Source organism: Stenotrophomonas panacihumi, from assembly GCF_001431645.1.
Lineage (GTDB): Bacteria > Pseudomonadota > Gammaproteobacteria > Xanthomonadales > Xanthomonadaceae > Stenotrophomonas_A > Stenotrophomonas_A panacihumi.
The window spans coordinates 1-16,309 of record NZ_LLXU01000092.1; the positions used below are offsets into that span (position 1 = coordinate 1).

At 70.4% G+C, this 16,309-nt stretch carries 14 protein-coding genes; 9 read left to right on the top strand and 5 right to left on the bottom strand.

Going from position 1 to position 16,309, the window contains the following annotated elements:
• The 3 genes from ARC20_RS11695 to ARC20_RS11705 form a co-directional block, all read left to right on the top strand.
• A partial coding sequence (locus ARC20_RS11695; RefSeq protein ID WP_161809489.1) for an autotransporter family protein occupies nucleotides 1–1,105 on the top strand: 1,105 nt, incomplete at its 5' end.
• A gap of 69 nt (nucleotides 1,106–1,174) precedes the next feature.
• Nucleotides 1,175–2,224: an L-glyceraldehyde 3-phosphate reductase gene (mgrA, locus tag ARC20_RS11700; RefSeq protein WP_057647303.1), complete on the top strand. Its 1,050-nt coding sequence runs from the start codon at nucleotides 1,175–1,177 to the stop codon at nucleotides 2,222–2,224.
• 218 nt (nucleotides 2,225–2,442) lie between these two features.
• Nucleotides 2,443–4,575 carry a methyl-accepting chemotaxis protein gene (locus ARC20_RS11705; RefSeq protein ID WP_425478515.1) on the top strand — a complete coding sequence of 711 codons (2,133 nt, stop codon included), beginning with the start codon at nucleotides 2,443–2,445 and terminating at the stop codon, nucleotides 4,573–4,575.
• Between the two features lie 184 nt (nucleotides 4,576–4,759).
• Here the strand turns inward: ARC20_RS11705 and paoC are convergent, their stop codons facing one another.
• From paoC to paoA, 3 genes are read right to left on the bottom strand one after another with little or no spacing between them, the layout of a single operon-like run.
• Nucleotides 4,760–6,961 carry an aldehyde oxidoreductase molybdenum-binding subunit PaoC gene (gene paoC, locus ARC20_RS11710; RefSeq protein WP_057647308.1) on the bottom strand — a complete coding sequence of 734 codons (2,202 nt, stop codon included), beginning with the start codon at nucleotides 6,959–6,961 and terminating at the stop codon, nucleotides 4,760–4,762.
• 1 nt (nucleotide 6,962) lies between these two features.
• Complete coding sequence (locus ARC20_RS11715) at nucleotides 6,963–7,907, bottom strand: FAD binding domain-containing protein (RefSeq protein WP_057647309.1); 945 nt, start codon at nucleotides 7,905–7,907, stop codon at nucleotides 6,963–6,965.
• Nucleotides 7,904–8,548, bottom strand: a complete 645-nt coding sequence (gene paoA / locus ARC20_RS11720) for an aldehyde dehydrogenase iron-sulfur subunit PaoA (RefSeq protein WP_057647311.1) — start codon at nucleotides 8,546–8,548, stop codon at nucleotides 7,904–7,906. Before paoA ends, ARC20_RS11715 begins: the two co-directional genes overlap by 4 nt.
• A gap of 152 nt (nucleotides 8,549–8,700) precedes the next feature.
• Here paoA and ARC20_RS11725 point away from each other — a divergent pair, with 152 nt between their 5' ends.
• A complete protein-coding gene (locus ARC20_RS11725; protein WP_057647313.1) occupies nucleotides 8,701–9,042 on the top strand; it encodes a YciI family protein in 342 nt (113 codons plus the stop codon).
• A 49-nt stretch (nucleotides 9,043–9,091) separates the two neighbouring features.
• Here the strand turns inward: ARC20_RS11725 and ARC20_RS11730 are convergent, their stop codons facing one another.
• A complete protein-coding gene (locus tag ARC20_RS11730) occupies nucleotides 9,092–9,595 on the bottom strand; it encodes a hypothetical protein (RefSeq protein WP_057647315.1) in 504 nt (167 codons plus the stop codon).
• Nucleotides 9,596–9,853: 258 nt separating this feature from the next.
• On the opposite strand from ARC20_RS11730, the gene ARC20_RS11735 reads away from it, so the two are divergent.
• Nucleotides 9,854–10,564 carry a response regulator gene (locus ARC20_RS11735; protein ID WP_057647317.1) on the top strand — a complete coding sequence of 237 codons (711 nt, stop codon included), beginning with the start codon at nucleotides 9,854–9,856 and terminating at the stop codon, nucleotides 10,562–10,564.
• Nucleotides 10,561–12,138: an ATP-binding protein gene (locus ARC20_RS11740; protein WP_057647319.1), complete on the top strand. Its 1,578-nt coding sequence runs from the start codon at nucleotides 10,561–10,563 to the stop codon at nucleotides 12,136–12,138. Before ARC20_RS11735 ends, ARC20_RS11740 begins: the two co-directional genes overlap by 4 nt.
• On the opposite strand, the gene ARC20_RS11745 is transcribed toward ARC20_RS11740, so the two are convergent.
• Nucleotides 12,132–13,496: a glutamate--cysteine ligase gene (locus ARC20_RS11745; RefSeq protein WP_057647321.1), complete on the bottom strand. Its 1,365-nt coding sequence runs from the start codon at nucleotides 13,494–13,496 to the stop codon at nucleotides 12,132–12,134. The genes ARC20_RS11740 and ARC20_RS11745 overlap by 7 nt on opposite strands.
• 175 nt (nucleotides 13,497–13,671) lie before the next feature.
• Here ARC20_RS11745 and ARC20_RS11750 point away from each other — a divergent pair, with 175 nt between their 5' ends.
• The 3 genes from ARC20_RS11750 to ARC20_RS11760 all read left to right on the top strand — a co-directional run bounded on the left by ARC20_RS11750 (nucleotide 13,672) and on the right by ARC20_RS11760 (nucleotide 16,308).
• Entirely contained in the window at nucleotides 13,672–14,388 is a 717-nt protein-coding gene (locus tag ARC20_RS11750) for a VIT1/CCC1 transporter family protein (RefSeq protein WP_057647322.1), read from the top strand.
• 10 nt (nucleotides 14,389–14,398) lie between these two features.
• On the top strand, nucleotides 14,399–15,247 hold the full coding sequence (locus ARC20_RS11755) for a helix-turn-helix transcriptional regulator (protein ID WP_057647324.1): 849 nt from the start codon (nucleotides 14,399–14,401) through the stop codon (nucleotides 15,245–15,247).
• A gap of 92 nt (nucleotides 15,248–15,339) precedes the next feature.
• Nucleotides 15,340–16,308: an MBL fold metallo-hydrolase gene (locus tag ARC20_RS11760; RefSeq protein WP_057647326.1), complete on the top strand. Its 969-nt coding sequence runs from the start codon at nucleotides 15,340–15,342 to the stop codon at nucleotides 16,306–16,308.
• The last annotated feature ends 1 nt before the right edge of the window (nucleotide 16,309 follow it).

The window sequence follows — 16,309 nt, forward strand, 5'->3', positions numbered from 1 at the left end:
GCCCGGCCCGGATCCGGAGCCGCCGCCCGTCGTGCCCGAACCGGAAGGCACGCCGCCGACGCCGCCCGACCCGCCCGAGCCCGGCCCGGAACCGACGCCGGACTATCGCGCCGAGGTATCGCTGTACACCGCGTTGCCGGCGATGGCGCTGCGCTATGGCTGGGCGACGCTGGGCAACCTGCACGAGCGCGTGGGCGAGCAGGAGCAGCTGCGCGCGCGCGGCGACCTGCGCGAGGACCCGTGGTTCAACGGCGCCTGGGTGCGGGTGATCGGCGAGAACGGCGATGTCGAAGGCAGCCGGCGCGGCATCTACGAATCCGGCGGCCCGCGCTACGACTACGACATCCTCGCCGTGCAAGCAGGCGTGGACGCGTACGCCGAAGAGCACGACGACGGCAAGCGCGACCATGCCGGCCTGTACGTCGGGCAGGGCCGCATCCGCAGCGACGTGGTCAACTACGACGGCGTGCTGGCGGGACGCAACGAAGTGCGCGGCAGCTCGCTCGGCCTGTACTGGACACGCTACGGCGAGGAAGGCCAGTACCTGGATGCGGTGTGGCAAGGCACCTGGGGCAAGGCCAAGTCACGCTCCAGCAACGGCATCCTGCTCGACCGCGACAGCTTCGGCTGGGCCGCCTCGCTGGAAGCCGGCTGGCCCAAGCTGTTCCACGAGGACGAAAGCGAACTGCTCGAACCGCAGATCCAGGTGATCTACCAGCGCATCAACCGCGATGAAAGCCGCGACCCGGCAGCCGTCATCCGTTTCCGCGACATGGACTCGCTGGCCGCGCGCCTGGGCCTGCGCTGGGCCAATACCTGGACGCTGGAACCCACCGACGAAGGCATCCGCCGGTTGTTCACCGGCTGGCTGCGCCTCAACGGCTGGCACGAGTTCCGCGGGCAACCGGTCACCGAGTTCTCCTCGGCCGACGGCTACGTCCCCTTCGAGGCCAGCCTCAAGGGCACGTGGTGGCAACTCAACGCCGGCATGACCTGGCAATGGGGCGCCTCGACCTCGCTGTACGCCAACATCGGCTACCAGAAGAGCTTCGACCGCGACTTCGACGCGTGGGACGGCAAGGTGGGCCTGCGCTGGAACTGGTGAAGACACCCACCGTTCCACCCGACGGGCGGCCCTCTTAAAGTAATGCCCCCGTCTTCCTGGAGCCGTTCCATGTCCTACATCGCCGATTCCGCCCGCTACGACGGCCGCATGCCCTATCGCCGCGTGGGCCGCAGCGGCCTGGTGCTGCCGGCGGTCTCGCTGGGCCTGTGGCAGAACTTCGGCGGCGTGGACGTGTTCGAGACCGGCCGGGCGATGCTGCGCCGCGCCTTCGACCGCGGCGTCACCCACTTCGACCTGGCAAACAACTACGGCCCGCCGTACGGCTCGGCCGAGGAAAACTTCGGCCGCTGGTTCGCCAGCGATTTCGCCGCGCACCGCGACGAACTGGTCATCTCCACCAAGGCCGGCTGGGACATGTGGCCCGGCCCCTATGGCGGCCCGAGCGGTTCGCGCAAGCATGTGCTGGCCAGCTGCGAGCAGAGCCTGCGCCGCATGGGCCTGGATTACGTGGACATCTTCTATTCGCACCGCGTCGATGCCGACACGCCGCTGGAGGAAACCATGGGCGCGCTGGCGCACCTGCATCGCCAGGGCAAGGCGCTGTACCTGGGTATCTCTTCCTATTCGCCGGAACTGACCCGGCAGGCCGAGGCGATCCTGCGCAGCGAAGGCGTGCCGCTGCTGATCCACCAGCCCAACTACTCCATGCTCAACCGCGACATCGAACAGGGCCTGCTGCCGGCGCTGGGCGAGTTGGGCGTGGGCTGCATCGCCTTCTCGCCGCTGGCCCAGGGCATGCTCAGCGACAAGTACCTCAAGGGCGTGCCGGACGATGCGCGCGCGCGCCGCGATGGCTCGCTCAAGCAACGCATGCTCAGTGCCGACAACCTGGAAAGGATCCGCGCGTTGAACGACATCGCCGCCGCGCGCGGGCAGTCGCTGGCGCAGATGGCCATCGCCTGGGTGCTGCGCGATGCGCGCGTCACCTCCGCGCTGATCGGCGCGCGCACCGTCGCCCAGCTCGATGACTCGCTGGACGCGGTGAAGCGGCTGGATTTCAGCGCCGAAGAGCTGGCCGCCATCGACCGCCACGCCGGCGATGGGCACGTGGACATCTGGCGCGTCTCCTCCGGCATCGGGCGCGAATCGGCCAGCTAAACGAACATCGGAGGGGCGGCGCGGGCAGGCGCCCCCCCTTCTGAACTGTTCCGTTTTGCCGAAAACGCATATCGAATGTTGCGGGTGTTTTGTGCAGCAACCCGCAGTTCCCGGCTAGATTGTCCGCATTCATGCACAAACCCATCTCAAGGCCGTCCAGGGTGCGCCGATAGCTGGGAACCTTTGCCAGCCAAACGAGCCCTGCCATGCGCTCTCCCATTCGCACTTCATCGTCGTCCTTCAGTCTCCAGACCAAGCTGCTCGGTGCGCTGGGCGTTGGCCTGGCGATCGTGCTTACGTGTGGCGTGATCGGACTGGGTTCGGCCTGGTCCAACCTCGGCGCCGACCTGCCGCCGGAAGTGGAGCAGCTCGCCCAAGCCGAGGCGCTCGGCGGTGAATTCCGCATGCAGGTGCAGGAATGGAAGAACGTGCTGCTGCGCGGCCATGACGCCGAGCTGCGGGCCAAGCACCTGGCCGCCTTCGACGAGAAGGGCACCGAGGTGGAGGCCATCGCCGCTCGCGTCGGCGCGTCCGCCGACCCCCAGCTGCAGGCGTTCGCCAAACAGTTCAGCGAACAGCACCGCGCACTCGATGCCAGGTATCACGATGCACTGGGCGCGTTCGAGGCCGCCCACTACGACGCCGAAGCCGGCGACGCGCTGGTGCGCGGGCTGGATCGCCCGCTCGGCGTCACCCTCGAGCGCCTGACCGCGCGCAGCAAGCAGCTCTCCGAAGCCGCGCTGGCCGCCAGGGCCGAGCATGCCCGCAGCACGCTGGTGCTCGCCGGCAGCCTGATGATCGGCACCGCGCTGCTGCTGGTGAGCGTGCTCACCTTCTGGCTGCGTCGCTCGGTGATCCGCCCGATCATCGAAGCCGCCGCCGCCGCGCAGGCCGTTGCCGAAGGCGACCTGTCGCGCCAGATCCGCGTCACCACGCGCGATGAAGTCGGCGAGCTTGCCCAGGCCCTGCAGAGCGTCACCGGCACCTTGCAGCGGCTGATCGCCGAGCAGCGCGAGCTGACGCATCGCCACGACATCGGCGAGATCAGCTTCCGCATGGACGAGAAGGCCTTCACCGGCGAGTACGCGCAGATGGTGCACCAGGCCAATGCCTGCGTGGCCCAGCACATCGGCGTGAAAATGCGCGTGGTCGACGTGATCCAGCACTACGCCATCGGCGACCTCTCGGTAGACATGGACCGCCTGCCCGGCGAGAAGGCCGCCATCACCAACGCGATGGACGCAGTCAAGCGCAGCCTGTCGGACATCAATGGCGAGATTCGCCAGCTGACCCAGGCCGCCGGCCGCGGCGATTTCTCGCGCCGTGGCGACGAGAGCCGGTACCAGCACGATTTCCGCGAGATGGTCGGCAGCCTCAATGGCCTGATGGGCACGACCGAGGGCAGCCTGCAGGCGCTGTCCACGTTGCTGCGCGCCATCGCGCAGGGCGACCTCACCCAGCGCATGGAAGGCGACTTCCACGGCGTGTTTGCCCAGATGCGCGACGATGCCAACGCCTCGGTGAGCCAGCTGACCGAGATCGTCGGCCGCATCCAGGGCGCCAGCAGCAGCATCAACCTGGCCGCCGGCGAGATCGCCGAGGGCAACCAGGATCTTTCGCGCCGCACCGAACAGCAGGCCGCCAACCTCGAAGAGACGGCGGCTTCGATGGAGGAACTCACTTCCACCGTGAAGCAGAACGCCGACCACGCCCGCCAGGCCAACCAGCTGGCGCAGGGCGCGGCGCTCGTGGCTTCGCAGGGCGGCGAAGTGGTGGGCCAGGTGGTCTCGACGATGGCCAACATCGAGGCCTCCTCGAAGAAGATCGCCGAGATCATCTCGGTCATCGACGGCATCTCGTTCCAGACCAACATCCTGGCGCTCAATGCCGCGGTGGAAGCGGCGCGTGCCGGCGAACAGGGCCGCGGCTTCGCGGTGGTAGCCTCGGAAGTGCGCACGCTGGCGCAGCGCTCGGCCAATGCCGCCAAGGAGATCAAGCACCTCATCGACGATTCCGTCGAGAAGGTGGCCGACGGCTCGGCGCTGGTGCACAAGGCCGGCGCGACCATGGGCGAGATCGTCGCCTCGGTGCAGCGTGTCACCGACATCATGGCCGAGATCTCGGCGGCCTCGCAGGAGCAGTCGGCCGGCATCGAGCAGGTCAACCAGACGATCACGCAGATGGATGAGACCACGCAGCAGAACGCCGCGCTGGTGGAAGAAGCCACCGCCGCGGCACGCTCGATGGAAGACCAGGCCGGCGAGCTGACCCAGGCGGTGAGCATGTTCCGCCTGTCAGGCGAACCGGAGATTCGCCGCGCGATCCGCGCGGCGGTCGCCGCGGCGGCCTGAAAGCATTGCGCCTGGCGCCCGGGAGGGGGCGACAGGCGCCTGGTGGCGCCGCCGACGGCAGGAAGTTGTCGGCGCACGTCGCAAGCACACGGATGTGCGGCACACGGAAGTGCGGAAGGACCGGGGGAACTCCAAGCCCATCGGGGATCGCGGACGGCACGGAGGCCGTCCGCGAATACAAGCGTCAGGCCGTCGGCATGTTCGCCAGCAGCTTGTCCAGCGTGATCGGATAGTCGCGCACGCGCACGCCGGTGGCATGGTGGATGGCGTTGGCCACCGCCGCGCCCACGCCGCAGATGCCCAGCTCGCCGACGCCCTTGGCCTTCATCGGCGAGGACACCGGGTCGGTCTCGTCGAGGAACACGACTTCCTGGTGCGGGATATCCGCATGCACCGGCACTTCATAGCCGGCCAGGTCGTGGTTGACGAAGAAGCCCAGGCGGCGGTCCACCACCAGTTCCTCCATCAACGCCGCGCCCACGCCCATCGTCATCGCGCCGATGACCTGGCTGCGCGCCGATTTCGGGTTGAGGATGCGCCCGGCCGCGCACACCGCGAGCATGCGCCGCACGCGGATCTCGGCGGTCGCCGCATCCACCGCCACCTCCACGAAATGCGCGCCAAAGGTGGACTGCTGGAATTTTTCGCCCAGGTCGCCGTACTCGATGCGCTCCTCGGCCACCACGCGTCCCTGCCTGGCCAACGCCTCCAGCGCGACGTCACGGCCGCCACCATGCACGCGGCCATCGCTGAAGTCGGCCGCGTCCGCCGCGATCCCGGCGCGTTCGGCCAGCAGCTGCCGCAGCTTCACGCAGGCCGCGTACACGCCGGCGGTGGAACTGTTGCCGCCCCACTGCCCGCCCGAACCGGCCGACACCGGGAAGCGCGAATCGCCCAGCCGTACGTCCACGCGCGACACCGGCACGCCGAGCATCTCGGCGGCGGTCTGCGCGATGATCGTGTACGAGCCGGTGCCGATGTCGGTCATGTCGGTCTCCACGCGCACGCTGCCATCGGCTTCCAGCGCCACGCGTGCCGCGGAGGCCATCACCAGGTTGTTGCGAAACGCGGCCGCCACGCCCTGGCCGATCCACCAGCGGCCTTCGCGCGTGCTGGCCGGCTTCGGGTTGCGTTTGTCCCAGCCGAAGCGCTTGGCCCCGTCCTGCAGGCAGCGCACCAGTTGGCGCTGCGAGAACGGGCGCGCCGGGTGCTCCGGGTCGACCTGGGTGTCGTTGCGGATGCGCAATTCGATCGGGTCGATGCCGAGTTGTTCGGCGAACTCGTCCACCGCGATCTCCAGCGCCATCAGGCCGGGGGCTTCGCCGGGCGCGCGCATCGCGTTGCCTTCGGGCAGGTCGAGCACGGCCAGGCGCGTGGCGGTCATGCGATCGGCGCCGGCATAGAGCAGGCGCGTCTGGTTGACCGCGGTTTCCGGCCCGCCGCCGGGCAGGTCACCCGACCAGCTCTCGTGGCCGATGGCCTGGAAACGGCCGTCGGGGGTGGCGCCGAAGCGGATGCGCTGGATCGTCGCCGGCCGGTGCGTGGTGTTGTTGAACATCAACGGGCGCGTGAGCATCACCTTGACCGGGCGCCCGACCTGTTTGGCGCCCAGCGCGGCGAGCAAGGCATCAGCGCGCACAAACAGCTTGCCGCCGAAGCCGCCCCCGATATACGGCGACACCAGGCGCACCTTTTCCTTGGGAATGCCCAGCGTCTTGGCGACATCGCCCACGCCCCAGTCGATCATCTGGTTCGACGTCCACAGCGTGAGCGCATCACCCTCCCAGCGCGCGATGGACGCATGCGGCTCCATCATCGCGTGCGCCTGGTCGGGCGTGGTGTAGGTCTGGTCGAACTTGGCCGGCGCGGCGGCGAAAGCACCGGCGAAATCACCGACGGCGGTGTCCGGCGGCCCTTGGTCGGCCTTGGGCTTGGTCGCGCTGCCCTTGGCGGCGTGCAGGTCGTAGGCGCCGTTCTCGCGCTGGTAATCGACCTTGATGCGCTGCGCGGCCGCGCGCGCCTGCTCGAAGGTTTCGGCTACCACCAGCGCGATGGCCTGGTGGTAATGCTCGATGCGTGGGCCGCCCAGCAGGTTCGCGGTATTGAACTTGCCCTTGCCGAGTTTGCCGGCGTTCTGCGCGGTGACGATGCCGAGCACGCCGGGCGATTGCCGCGCAGCGGCCAGCTCCAGGCTGCGGATCGTGCCCTTGGCGATGCCCGCGCCCACCACGTAACCGTAGACGGCGTCGGGCACTTCCTGGTGGTGTTCGTACGCGTACGGCGCGGTGCCGGTGGTCTTGCGCGGGCCGTCGATGCGATCCAGCGGCTGGCCGACGACCTTCATGCGGTCGATGGGATTGGTGCCGGCGGGGGTGTCGAATTTCATCTCAGGCCCTCGCTTCGTCGAGTACGGCCGCCAGCGTGCGTTCCACCAGCGGCAGCTTGAAGGCGTTCTGCGGCGTGGTGCGCGCGCCGTCCAGCAGGCGTGCTGCGATGCGCCTGGCATCGCGCCCCTGCTCGGCCGCCTCCACCCGCCATGGTTGCGGCGCCACGCCGCCGAGCGCCACGCGCAGCGCGCCGTCTTCGCGCACCACCACGCCCACCGACACGATCGCGAAGGCGTAAGAGGCTCGGTCGCGCACCTTGTGATAGACGTGGCGGCCGCCGAGCGGCGGCGGCAACACCACGCCGGTGATCAGCTCGCCACGCTCGAGCACGGTCTCTTGTTGCGGCGTCTCTCCCGGCGCGCGATAGAACTGCGCCAGCGCGATCTTCCGCGTGTGGCCATCTCCGCGCACCGTTTCCACTTGTGCGTCCAGCGCGCGCATCGCCACCGCCATGTCGCTGGGATGGGTGGCGATGCAATGCTCGCTGGCGCCCACCACGGCGAGGTTGCGGTTGAAGCCGCCCATCGCCGCGCAGCCACTGCCGGGCAGGCGCTTGTTGCAGGCCTGCTGCGGGTCATAGAAGTACGGGCAGCGCGTGCGCTGCAGCAGGTTGCCGGCGGTGGTGGCGCGGTTGCGCAGCTGCGCCGAGGCGCCGGCCAGCAGCGCGCGGGAGAGCAGCGCGTAGTCGCGGCGCACGCGCGGATGCGCGGCCAGATCGGCATTGCGCACCAGCGCGCCGATGCGCAGGCCACCATCGGGCAGGTCTTCCACCCGATCCAGCGCCAGGCCGTTGACGTCGATCAGGTGCACCGGTGCTTCGATCTGCAGCTTCATCAGGTCGAGCAGGTTGGTGCCGCCGGCGATGAAGCGCGCGCCCGGGTTGCGCGCCGCCTGCGCGGCGGCGGCGGCCGGGTCCGTGGCGCGTTCGTAGGTGAAGGCTTTCATACGCGATCCCCCGCCACCTCGCCAATGGCCTCGGCGATGTTGGAGTAAGCGCCACAGCGGCACAGGTTGCCGCTCATGCGCTCGCGCAGTTCGCTCGCATCCAGCGGCGTCTTGCCGGTGAGCGAGGCCGAAACGTGGCTGGGCATGCCATCGCGCCATTCGGCGAGCATGCCCACCGCCGAGCAGATCTGCCCTGCCGTGCAGTAGCCGCACTGGTAGCCGTCGTGGCGCACGAAGGCGGCCTGCATCGGGTGCAGCGCATCCGGCGTGCCCAGGCCCTCGATGGTGGTGATCTTCGCGCCTTCGTTCATCACCGCCAGCGACAGGCAGGCATTGATGCGGCGGCCGTCGGCGATCACCGTGCAGGCGCCACACTGGCCGTGGTCGCAGCCCTTCTTGGTGCCGGTGAGGTGCAGGTGTTCGCGCAACGCGTCGAGCAGCGTGGTGCGGTTATCCAGCGCCAGCGTTACCGGGCGGCCGTTGACCTCCAGGTGGACGGTGCTGCGCGGCGGCGGTTCGGGCGTGGCGGGCATCACCGCGTCTGCGGCCTGCGCGCCGAGGCGGCCGCTGGCGGCGACCCCGGCGGCGGAGACCGCGCCTCCGATCAGGACGCTGCGGCGGCTCATCTTCACGTCGGTCATGGCGACTCCGGGAGGATTGGCTTCCCGCAGGGTCGCGCAAAGCACCGCAGCATTCAGTGACCGGGTTGTGAAAGCGGGGTGGAGGGCCGTCGGCACGCGACCGGAAGCGACGGGTTAGGCTCTGGCCAACTTCCCGCCCCGCGAGGCCCGCCATGGCCAAGTACCTCATTTCCTTCCCCAGCGCCGCGATGCAGGTACCCGAAGAAGAAATGCAGGATGTCAGCGACGATTCGCATGCGGTGATAGAACAGGCCAAGGCGGCCGGCGTGTACGTCTTCGGCGGCGGTATCGACGAGGCCGTGCCGCCGGTGCGGGTATCGGGCGACGGCACGGTCGCCCCAGGCGGCTACCCGTGGGCGCCGACGCTGGATGGCGGCTTCCTCGTGCTCGAAGTGCCCGGGCGCGAAGACGCCATCGCCTGGGCGGCACGCGTCGCCAAGTCGTGCCGCTGCGCCCAGGAGTTGCGGGTCTTCATGTTCGATCCGATGAGCTGAGGCGAGGCGCAGTCCTCTCGACTGCACCTCGATCAACAGGGACCACCGTTTACTCCCGCGGCGGCGGCGCCTCACCCGGCGACGGCGGCGCCACGCCCTTCTCCTTCAGGCAGGCATGCAGGCGCTCGCGTGCTTCCGGTGGCGGCGGGCCCGGCTCGTGCTCCAGCCCCAGCGTCGCCCGGCACGCCTCGAACGCGGCTTCGAGCGCCGGATCACGCGGCGGCGGTGGCGGCATGTGCGGCGGCTGCACGCCCTTCTCCTCCAGGCAGGCGTCGATCGCCTCGCGATCCGGGCGCGCCGGCCCGCGCTTGCCCGGGCCTTCGGCAGCCGGCTTCTCCACGCCCAGCTCCTGCAGGCACGCCTGCATGGCCTGGGCGAAGGCCGGGTCGCGCGGCGGATGATGTCCGAACGGGCCGCCCGGCGGCGGGGGCGGAGGCGGCGGCGGCGGCGGCAGGGATTCCCCGCGCGAGCACATGCCCGCGCAGCCGGCGAGCAGCGAAACTCCCAGCAGCAGCACGCCAGTGCGCCGCAGGGCGGTCGATGGGATCTTCATTCAGTTTCTCCTTGGCAATGCGTCCCGCGAAGCGTGGCAACCGGTGATGTCACGGATTTGCCGCCGTTCGTTCAGGGCCGGTCCTTCGATGCCAGCCCTCCCCGGCACATAGCATCCGCCGACGCCTTGCCTGCGGTTTGGCCCGGCATGGCCGCGCCGGCCATCGGCTGACACGCATTGACAAGAAGCGCCGCCGGGCGCTTCGTATGATGGGTTTCCCCCGTATGGCCGCAGCCGCGGCGCCTTCGCGAGACATCCATGTCTGCTTCGATTCTGGTGGTCGACGACGACCCCGACCTGCGCCGGCTCATCGGCGATTTCCTCGGCGAGCACGGCTACCACGTGCGCACGGCCGACAACGTCAACGGCATGCGCCAGGCCATGAACGAGCGCCGTGCCGACCTGGTGGTGCTGGACGTGATGATGCCCGGCGAGGATGGCCTGAGCGCGGCGCGCCAGCTGGCCAACGAACGCAATGCACCGGCGGTGATCATGCTCAGCGCGCTGGGCGACGACACCGACCGCATCATCGGCCTGGAAGTGGGCGCCGACGACTACCTCGCCAAGCCCTGCAACCCGCGCGAGCTCCTCGCCCGCGTGCGTGCGCTGCTGCGCCGCAGCCAGTTGCAGGCCGAGCTCTCGGACCACCGCGGCAACGTGTACGAGTTCGCCGGCTGGCGGCTGGACGTGATGCGCCGCGACCTGCGCGACCCCACCGGCGTGTTCATCCATCTTTCCGATGGCGAGTTCGGCCTGCTGCGCACGTTCGTCGAGCATCCGCAGCGCGTGCTCAGCCGCGACCAGCTGCTGGACCTGGCGCGTGGCCGCGAGACCGACGTGTACGACCGCGCCATCGACAGCCAGATCAGCCGCCTGCGCCGCAAGATCAACGAGCGCGTGCACACCGAGATGATCCGCACGGTGCGCAACGAAGGCTACATGCTGCTGCCGAACGTGGCGCGTTTGTGAGCACGCCGCGGCCGCGCCGGCGGCTGTCGATCTTCGCGCGCACGTTCCTGCTGCTGGCCGGCGCGCTGCTGTTCGCGCAGGGCCTGGGCGTGGCGCTGCTGGTGCTGCGCACGCCGATCTTCGACGCGCCGGCGCATCCGCCGGAAGTGATCGCCCTGCTCAGCACGCGCATGCCGGCGGCCGATGCCAAGCTGCAGGTGCACGAGCAGCCGACGATGCCCGTGCCCGAGCCGCACCAGCACCGCGAGCCGCGCATCGAGGCGGTGATGGCGCGCTGGATGGGCGTGCCGGCCGACAACGTGCGCTTCTATACGAGCGTGGCGCCGTTCGGCGAGGGCGGCGCGATGCCGCCGCAGATGCAGCGCGGCGCCCCGCCGTTCGCGCGGCGCGACGACACCGCGGGCTCGGCTGACGCGGCGAAGGACGCCGCCGAGGCGGTCGAGTTCGCCGACCGCGTCGGCCTGCCCGACCCGCCTTCGCCCGAAGACCTGCCCGGCCCGCCGCCGATGCCGATGCCGCCGCCGCAATTCGACGGCCGCTTCGATGCCCCCGGTGGCGGGTTCGACGGCAATGGGCCCTGGCGCCATGGCCCCGGCTTCGACTTCATGGCCGGCAAGAACCAGCTCGACGGCTTCACCGCCGCCGCGCGCCAGGCCGATGGCCACTGGCGCGTGGTGACCTCGCCCGGGCGCCGGCTCAGCGGCGCGTTCAAGCTGCAGGTGGTGCTGCTGTTCGGCGCCGGCCTGCTGCTGATGCTGCCGCTGGCGTGGTGGTTCTCGCGCGCGCTCTCCGCGCCGATCCGCCGCTTCTCCGAAGCCGCCGACCGCCTCGGCCGCCATCCCGACACCGCGCCGCTGCCGCCGCAAGGCCCCACCGAGCTGGCGCAGGCGGTGGATTCGTTCAACACCATGCAGGCGCGCTTGAACCGCATGGTCCATGAGCGCACGCAGATGGTGGCGGCGATCGCCCACGACCTGCGCACGCCGCTGGCGCGGCTGGCGTTCCGCATGGAATCGGCCCCGGAGCCGCTGCGCGAGCGCGTGCTCGGTGACATCGACGAGATGAAGACGATGATCACCGCCGCGCTGGATTTCATCCGCAACGCGCAGCGCGCCGGCCCGCGCTCGAAGCTGGATTTCCGCCTGCTCGCCGAGGGCGTGGTGGACGACCTGGCCGATACCGGCGCCGATGCGCGGGTGCTGCCGGGTGAGTCGGTGCTGGTCGAAGGCGACCCGATGGCGCTGCGGCGGATGATCGCCAACCTGTGCGAGAACGCGCTCAAGTACGGCGGCAATGCGCGGCTGAGCCTGCATCGCGAGGACGGCCACTGCGTGCTGTGGGTGGATGACGACGGCCCGGGCATCGACCCGGCGCAGCGCGACCAGCTGCTGCTGCCGTTCGTGCGTGGCGAGAGTTCGCGCAACCGCGATACCGGCGGCATCGGCCTGGGCCTGGCGGTGGCCAACGGCATCGCCACCGCGCATGGTGGCGAGCTGTCGCTGGATAACCGGCCCGAGGGCGGGCTGCGCGCGAGCGTGCGCCTGCCCTGCCTGCCGGCAACGTCTTCTCAGTAAGCGAACTCGGCGAACACCGGGTCCACGCTGCCGTTCCAGCGGCCATGGAACAGCGCGAGCTTGCGCTCGGCCGGGGTCAGGCCGCTGTCGACGATCTCGCGCAGCACATCCAGAAAGCCGCTCTCGTCCTGGCCGTCGGCATTGCGGCGCGCGCGGCGCTTCAGGCCGGCGATGGAGATCTCCACCGCGCGGGCGGCGAGGTCGCGCACCGTGCCACCGCGGAACGGCAGCTTGAGCGCGTGCTTCGGCACGCCGTCGCGCAGGGCGTGGCGTTCGGCCAGGCTGAAATCCTTGACCAGGTCCCACGCGGCATCGAGCGCGGCGTCGTCATACAGCAGGCCGACCCAGAATGCCGGCAGCGCGCACAGGCGTGCCCACGGGCCGGCATCGGCGCCGCGCATTTCCAGGTACTTCTTCAGGCGCACTTCCGGGAAGGCGGTGGTCATGTGATCGGACCAGTCGCGCAGCGTCGGCAGCGCGCCCGGCAGCACCGGCAGGCGACCCTGCATGAAATCGCGGAAGCTCTGGCCGCTGGCGTCGTGGTAGATGCCGTCGCGGTAGGAGAAGTACATCGGCACGTCGAGCAGGTAATCGACGTAGCGCTCGTAGCCGAAGCCGTCCTCGAAGACGAAGTCGAGCATGCCGGTGCGGTCGGCGTCGGTATCGGTCCAGATGTGCGAGCGGTAGCTGAGGTAGCCGTTCGGCTGGCCCTCGGTGAACGGCGAATCGGCGAACAGCGCGGTGGCGATCGGCTGCAGCGCCAGCGAGACGCGGAACTTCTTCACCATGTCCGCTTCGGTGGCGTAGTCCAGGTTGACCTGCACCGTGCAGGTGCGCGTCATCATGTCCAGGCCGAGCTGGCCGACCTTGGGCATGTAGGAGCGCATGATCTTGTAGCGGCCCTTCGGCATCCACGGCATGTCCGCGCGCGTCCACTTCGGCTGGAAGCCCATGCCGAGGAAGCCCAGGCGCAGCTCGCCGGCCACTTCGGCCACTTCGCCCAGGTGCGTGCCGGTTTCCACGCAGGTCTGGTGGATGGTCTCCAGCGCCGCGCCGGAAAGCTCCAGCTGGCCGGCCGGTTCCAGCGTCACCGAGGCGCCGTCGCGCAGCAGCGCGATGGTGCGGCCGTCCTCGCGCACCGGCTCCCAGCCGAAGCGGGTCAGGCCGGTGAGCAGCGCTTCGATGCCTTGCGGACCCTCGAAGGTCGGCGGACGCAGTTCGTCCAGGCGGAAGCCGAACTTCTCGTGCTCGGTGCCGATGCGCCACTGCTGCGCCGGCTTCTCGCCGGAGGCGAGCACCTCGACGAGTTGGCGGCGGTCGGTGATCGGCGTGTCGGCGACGTGGCTGGGGCTCGACAAGGGCGGGCTCGCTGCAAGGTGGGGCGGAAGGATGTGCGGCCAGGGGGTGGCCGTCACAAGGGCTCGCACTATAGCCTGAGCCCCGTTCCCGGGACGTTGCGGAACTGGCGCTACACATTTCCGTCCACGCCGGCACGATCACCTGTTGCGCCCCTTGCATCCTCCGGGAGAGACCATGTCGCCACGCCCCTCGCCCCTGCCCAGCCGCCATGCGGAAGTCCATCGCGCCGGTCGCGTGGGCTGGTTACGCGCCGCCGTGCTCGGCGCCAACGATGGCATCGTCTCCGTCGCGGGCGTGGTCGTGGGCGTGGCCGCCAGCGGCGTGCAGCCGCAGGCGGTGCTGGCCGCGGGCGTGGCGGCGACGGTGGCCGGCGCGATGTCGATGGCTGCCGGCGAATACGTGTCGGTGCAGTCGCAGGCCGATACCGAAGCGGCGGACCTGGCGGTGGAGCGGCGCGAACTGCACGAGGAACCGGAGAGCGAACTGGAAGAGCTGGCGTCGATCTACCGCCACCGCGGCCTGGACGCCCCGCTCGCGCGGCAGGTGGCGGTGCAGCTCACCGCGCATGACGCACTGGCCGCGCACGCGCGCGACGAGCTCGGCATCACCGAGATCCTGCGCGCGCGTCCGCTGCAGGCGGCGATGGCCTCGGCGCTGGCGTTCTGCTGCGGCGCGGCGCTGCCGATGGCGGCGGCGACCTTCGCCCCCGCCCCGCACGCAGCCACCACCACCACGCTGGCGACGCTGATCGGCCTGCTGTGCACGGGTGCGTGGGCGGCCTGGATGGGCGGCGCCTCGCCGTGGCGCGGCGCGTTGCGCGTCACGTTCTGGGGCGCGGCGGCGATGGCCGCGGCGCGGCTGATCGGCGGCTTGTTCGACGTCGTGGCATGAAGCATCCGCCATGACCGCCGCACCCGATCCCGCCCTGCCCCTGCTCGCCCGCCTCGCGCGGCTGGCCGACTGCGCGCGCAGCGACGGCTTCGCCTGCATCAACGCGCGCCACGAACACGGCGTGCAATCGGTGGACGTGCCGCGGCCGCAGCTGGCGATCCTGTTGCAGGGCACCAAGCAGGTGCGCTGCGACGGACATGCGCTGCACCTGCAACCCGGCGACGTGCTGCTGGTCACGCGGGCCTGCCGGATGGACGTGGTCAACGTGCCGGACCCGCACAGCGGCCTGTACCAGACGGTGATCGTGCCGTTGTGCGAGGAAGTGCTCGCCGCCGCGCGCGGGCTGTGGCGCGAGATGCTGCCGCCGGCCGGTGATGCGGTCGCGGCCGTGGCGCTGCCGCCGCTCGGCGCCGAACTGGTGCGTTGGCAGGACGCATTGACCGACGCGCATTACGCCGAAGCGCGCCTGTCGCTCACCGCCCTGGTGATCGACCTGTGCCGGCAAGGCCACGGCGCGCTGCTGCTGCCACCGCAGCCGAGCCTGGCCAGCGAGCTGCGGGCGCTGGTGGCCGCGCAACCGGCGCGTGACTGGCAATCGCGCGATTTCGAGGAGGCCTTCGGGCTCAGCGGTGCCACCTTGCGCCGCCGCCTCGCCGAAGAGCACACCGGCCTGCGCGAACTGGTCGCCGATGCGCGGCTCGCGCAGGCGATGGAACTGCTCTACACCACGCGCCTGCCGCTCAAGAGCGTGGCCGCGCGCGTCGGCTATCGCTCGGTCGGCAGCTTCAGCCGGCGCTTCCAGGCGCGCTACCAACTCGATCCGGCGCTGATCGGCAACGCCGCGCGCGCCGCGGCCTGAGCGGTCCGCGACGCAGACTGAGCGTTTCGCGCGCGCCGGCGGTCGCAGGCTGTGCGGGTCGCGGCGATGCCGCATTCGATTGGAGTTCTTCCATGCAGATCCGCCTGTTCGCCCCACTGCTCGCGCTGGCCTTGTCGTGGGCGCCCGGCGCGCGCGCCGAAGCGCCGCCGCCCCCCGATACCCAGGTACCCGGCGTGTATCGCCAGCAGATCGGCGACCTGCGCGTGACCGCGCTGTTCGACGGTACCGTGGCGTTGAAGCGGCAGGAACTGGTGGGCATCGACCCCGGCCGCGTCACGCGATTGCTCGACCACCGCTACGTGCCCGAAGACCCGAAGGGCCTGCAGACCGCGGTGAACGCCTACCTGGTGCAGCACGGCCGCCACCTCACGCTGGTCGACACCGGCACCCAGCAGTGCTTCGGCACGGGCCTGGGCCAGGTGCTGGCGAACCTGCGCGCGGCCGGCTACCGGCCCGAACAGGTGGACGACGTGGTGCTGACCCACGCGCACCCGGATCACCTGTGCGGCCTGCTCGACGCGCAGGGCCGCGCGGCCTACCCGAAGGCGGCGGTGTGGCTTTCGCGCGCCGACGCCGACTACTGGCTGGATCCGGCCAGCGAAGCCACCGCGCCGGCGTTCCTGCGCTTTGCCTTCCCGCTGGCACGCAAGGCGGTGGCACCGTATGCGGCGCGCCTGCATCGCTTCGCGCCGGGGGATGCGCTGCCCGATGGCGTGGTCGCGCTCGACACGCATGGGCACACGCCGGGCCACGTGTCGTGGCTGTTCGATGGCGGCGCCGGCGGCAAGCTGCTGGTATGGGGCGACCTGGTGCACTTCCACGCCGTGCAGTTCGCCCAGCCCGACGCCAGCTACGAAGCCGACAGCGACCGCGCCGCGGCGATCCAGTCGCGGCGCCACATGTTCGATGAAGCCGCCGACCAGGGCTGGTGGGTCGCTGGCGCGCACCTGCCCTTCCCGGGGCTGGGCCATGTCCGCCGCGAGGGCGAGGCCTACGCCTGGGTGCCGGGCGAATTCGCGCCGCTGCCCGCGGCGCACTGAC

Bases quoted from the DNA above. Each gene is read 5' to 3' on its own strand.
- ARC20_RS11730 (WP_057647315.1), bottom strand. From the start codon at position 9,595: ATGAAGATCCCATCGACCGCCCTGCGGCGCACTGGCGTGCTGCTGCTG.
- ARC20_RS11735 (WP_057647317.1), top strand. From the start codon at position 9,854: ATGTCTGCTTCGATTCTGGTGGTCGACGACGACCCCGACCTGCGCCGG.
- mgrA (WP_057647303.1), top strand. From the start codon at position 1,175: ATGTCCTACATCGCCGATTCCGCCCGCTACGACGGCCGCATGCCCTAT.
- ARC20_RS11755 (WP_057647324.1), top strand. From the start codon at position 14,399: ATGACCGCCGCACCCGATCCCGCCCTGCCCCTGCTCGCCCGCCTCGCG.
- paoA (WP_057647311.1), bottom strand. From the start codon at position 8,548: ATGACCGACGTGAAGATGAGCCGCCGCAGCGTCCTGATCGGAGGCGCG.
- paoC (WP_057647308.1), bottom strand. From the start codon at position 6,961: ATGAAATTCGACACCCCCGCCGGCACCAATCCCATCGACCGCATGAAG.
- ARC20_RS11715 (WP_057647309.1), bottom strand. From the start codon at position 7,907: ATGAAAGCCTTCACCTACGAACGCGCCACGGACCCGGCCGCCGCCGCC.
- ARC20_RS11725 (WP_057647313.1), top strand. From the start codon at position 8,701: ATGGCCAAGTACCTCATTTCCTTCCCCAGCGCCGCGATGCAGGTACCC.
- ARC20_RS11750 (WP_057647322.1), top strand. From the start codon at position 13,672: ATGTCGCCACGCCCCTCGCCCCTGCCCAGCCGCCATGCGGAAGTCCAT.
- ARC20_RS11760 (WP_057647326.1), top strand. From the start codon at position 15,340: ATGCAGATCCGCCTGTTCGCCCCACTGCTCGCGCTGGCCTTGTCGTGG.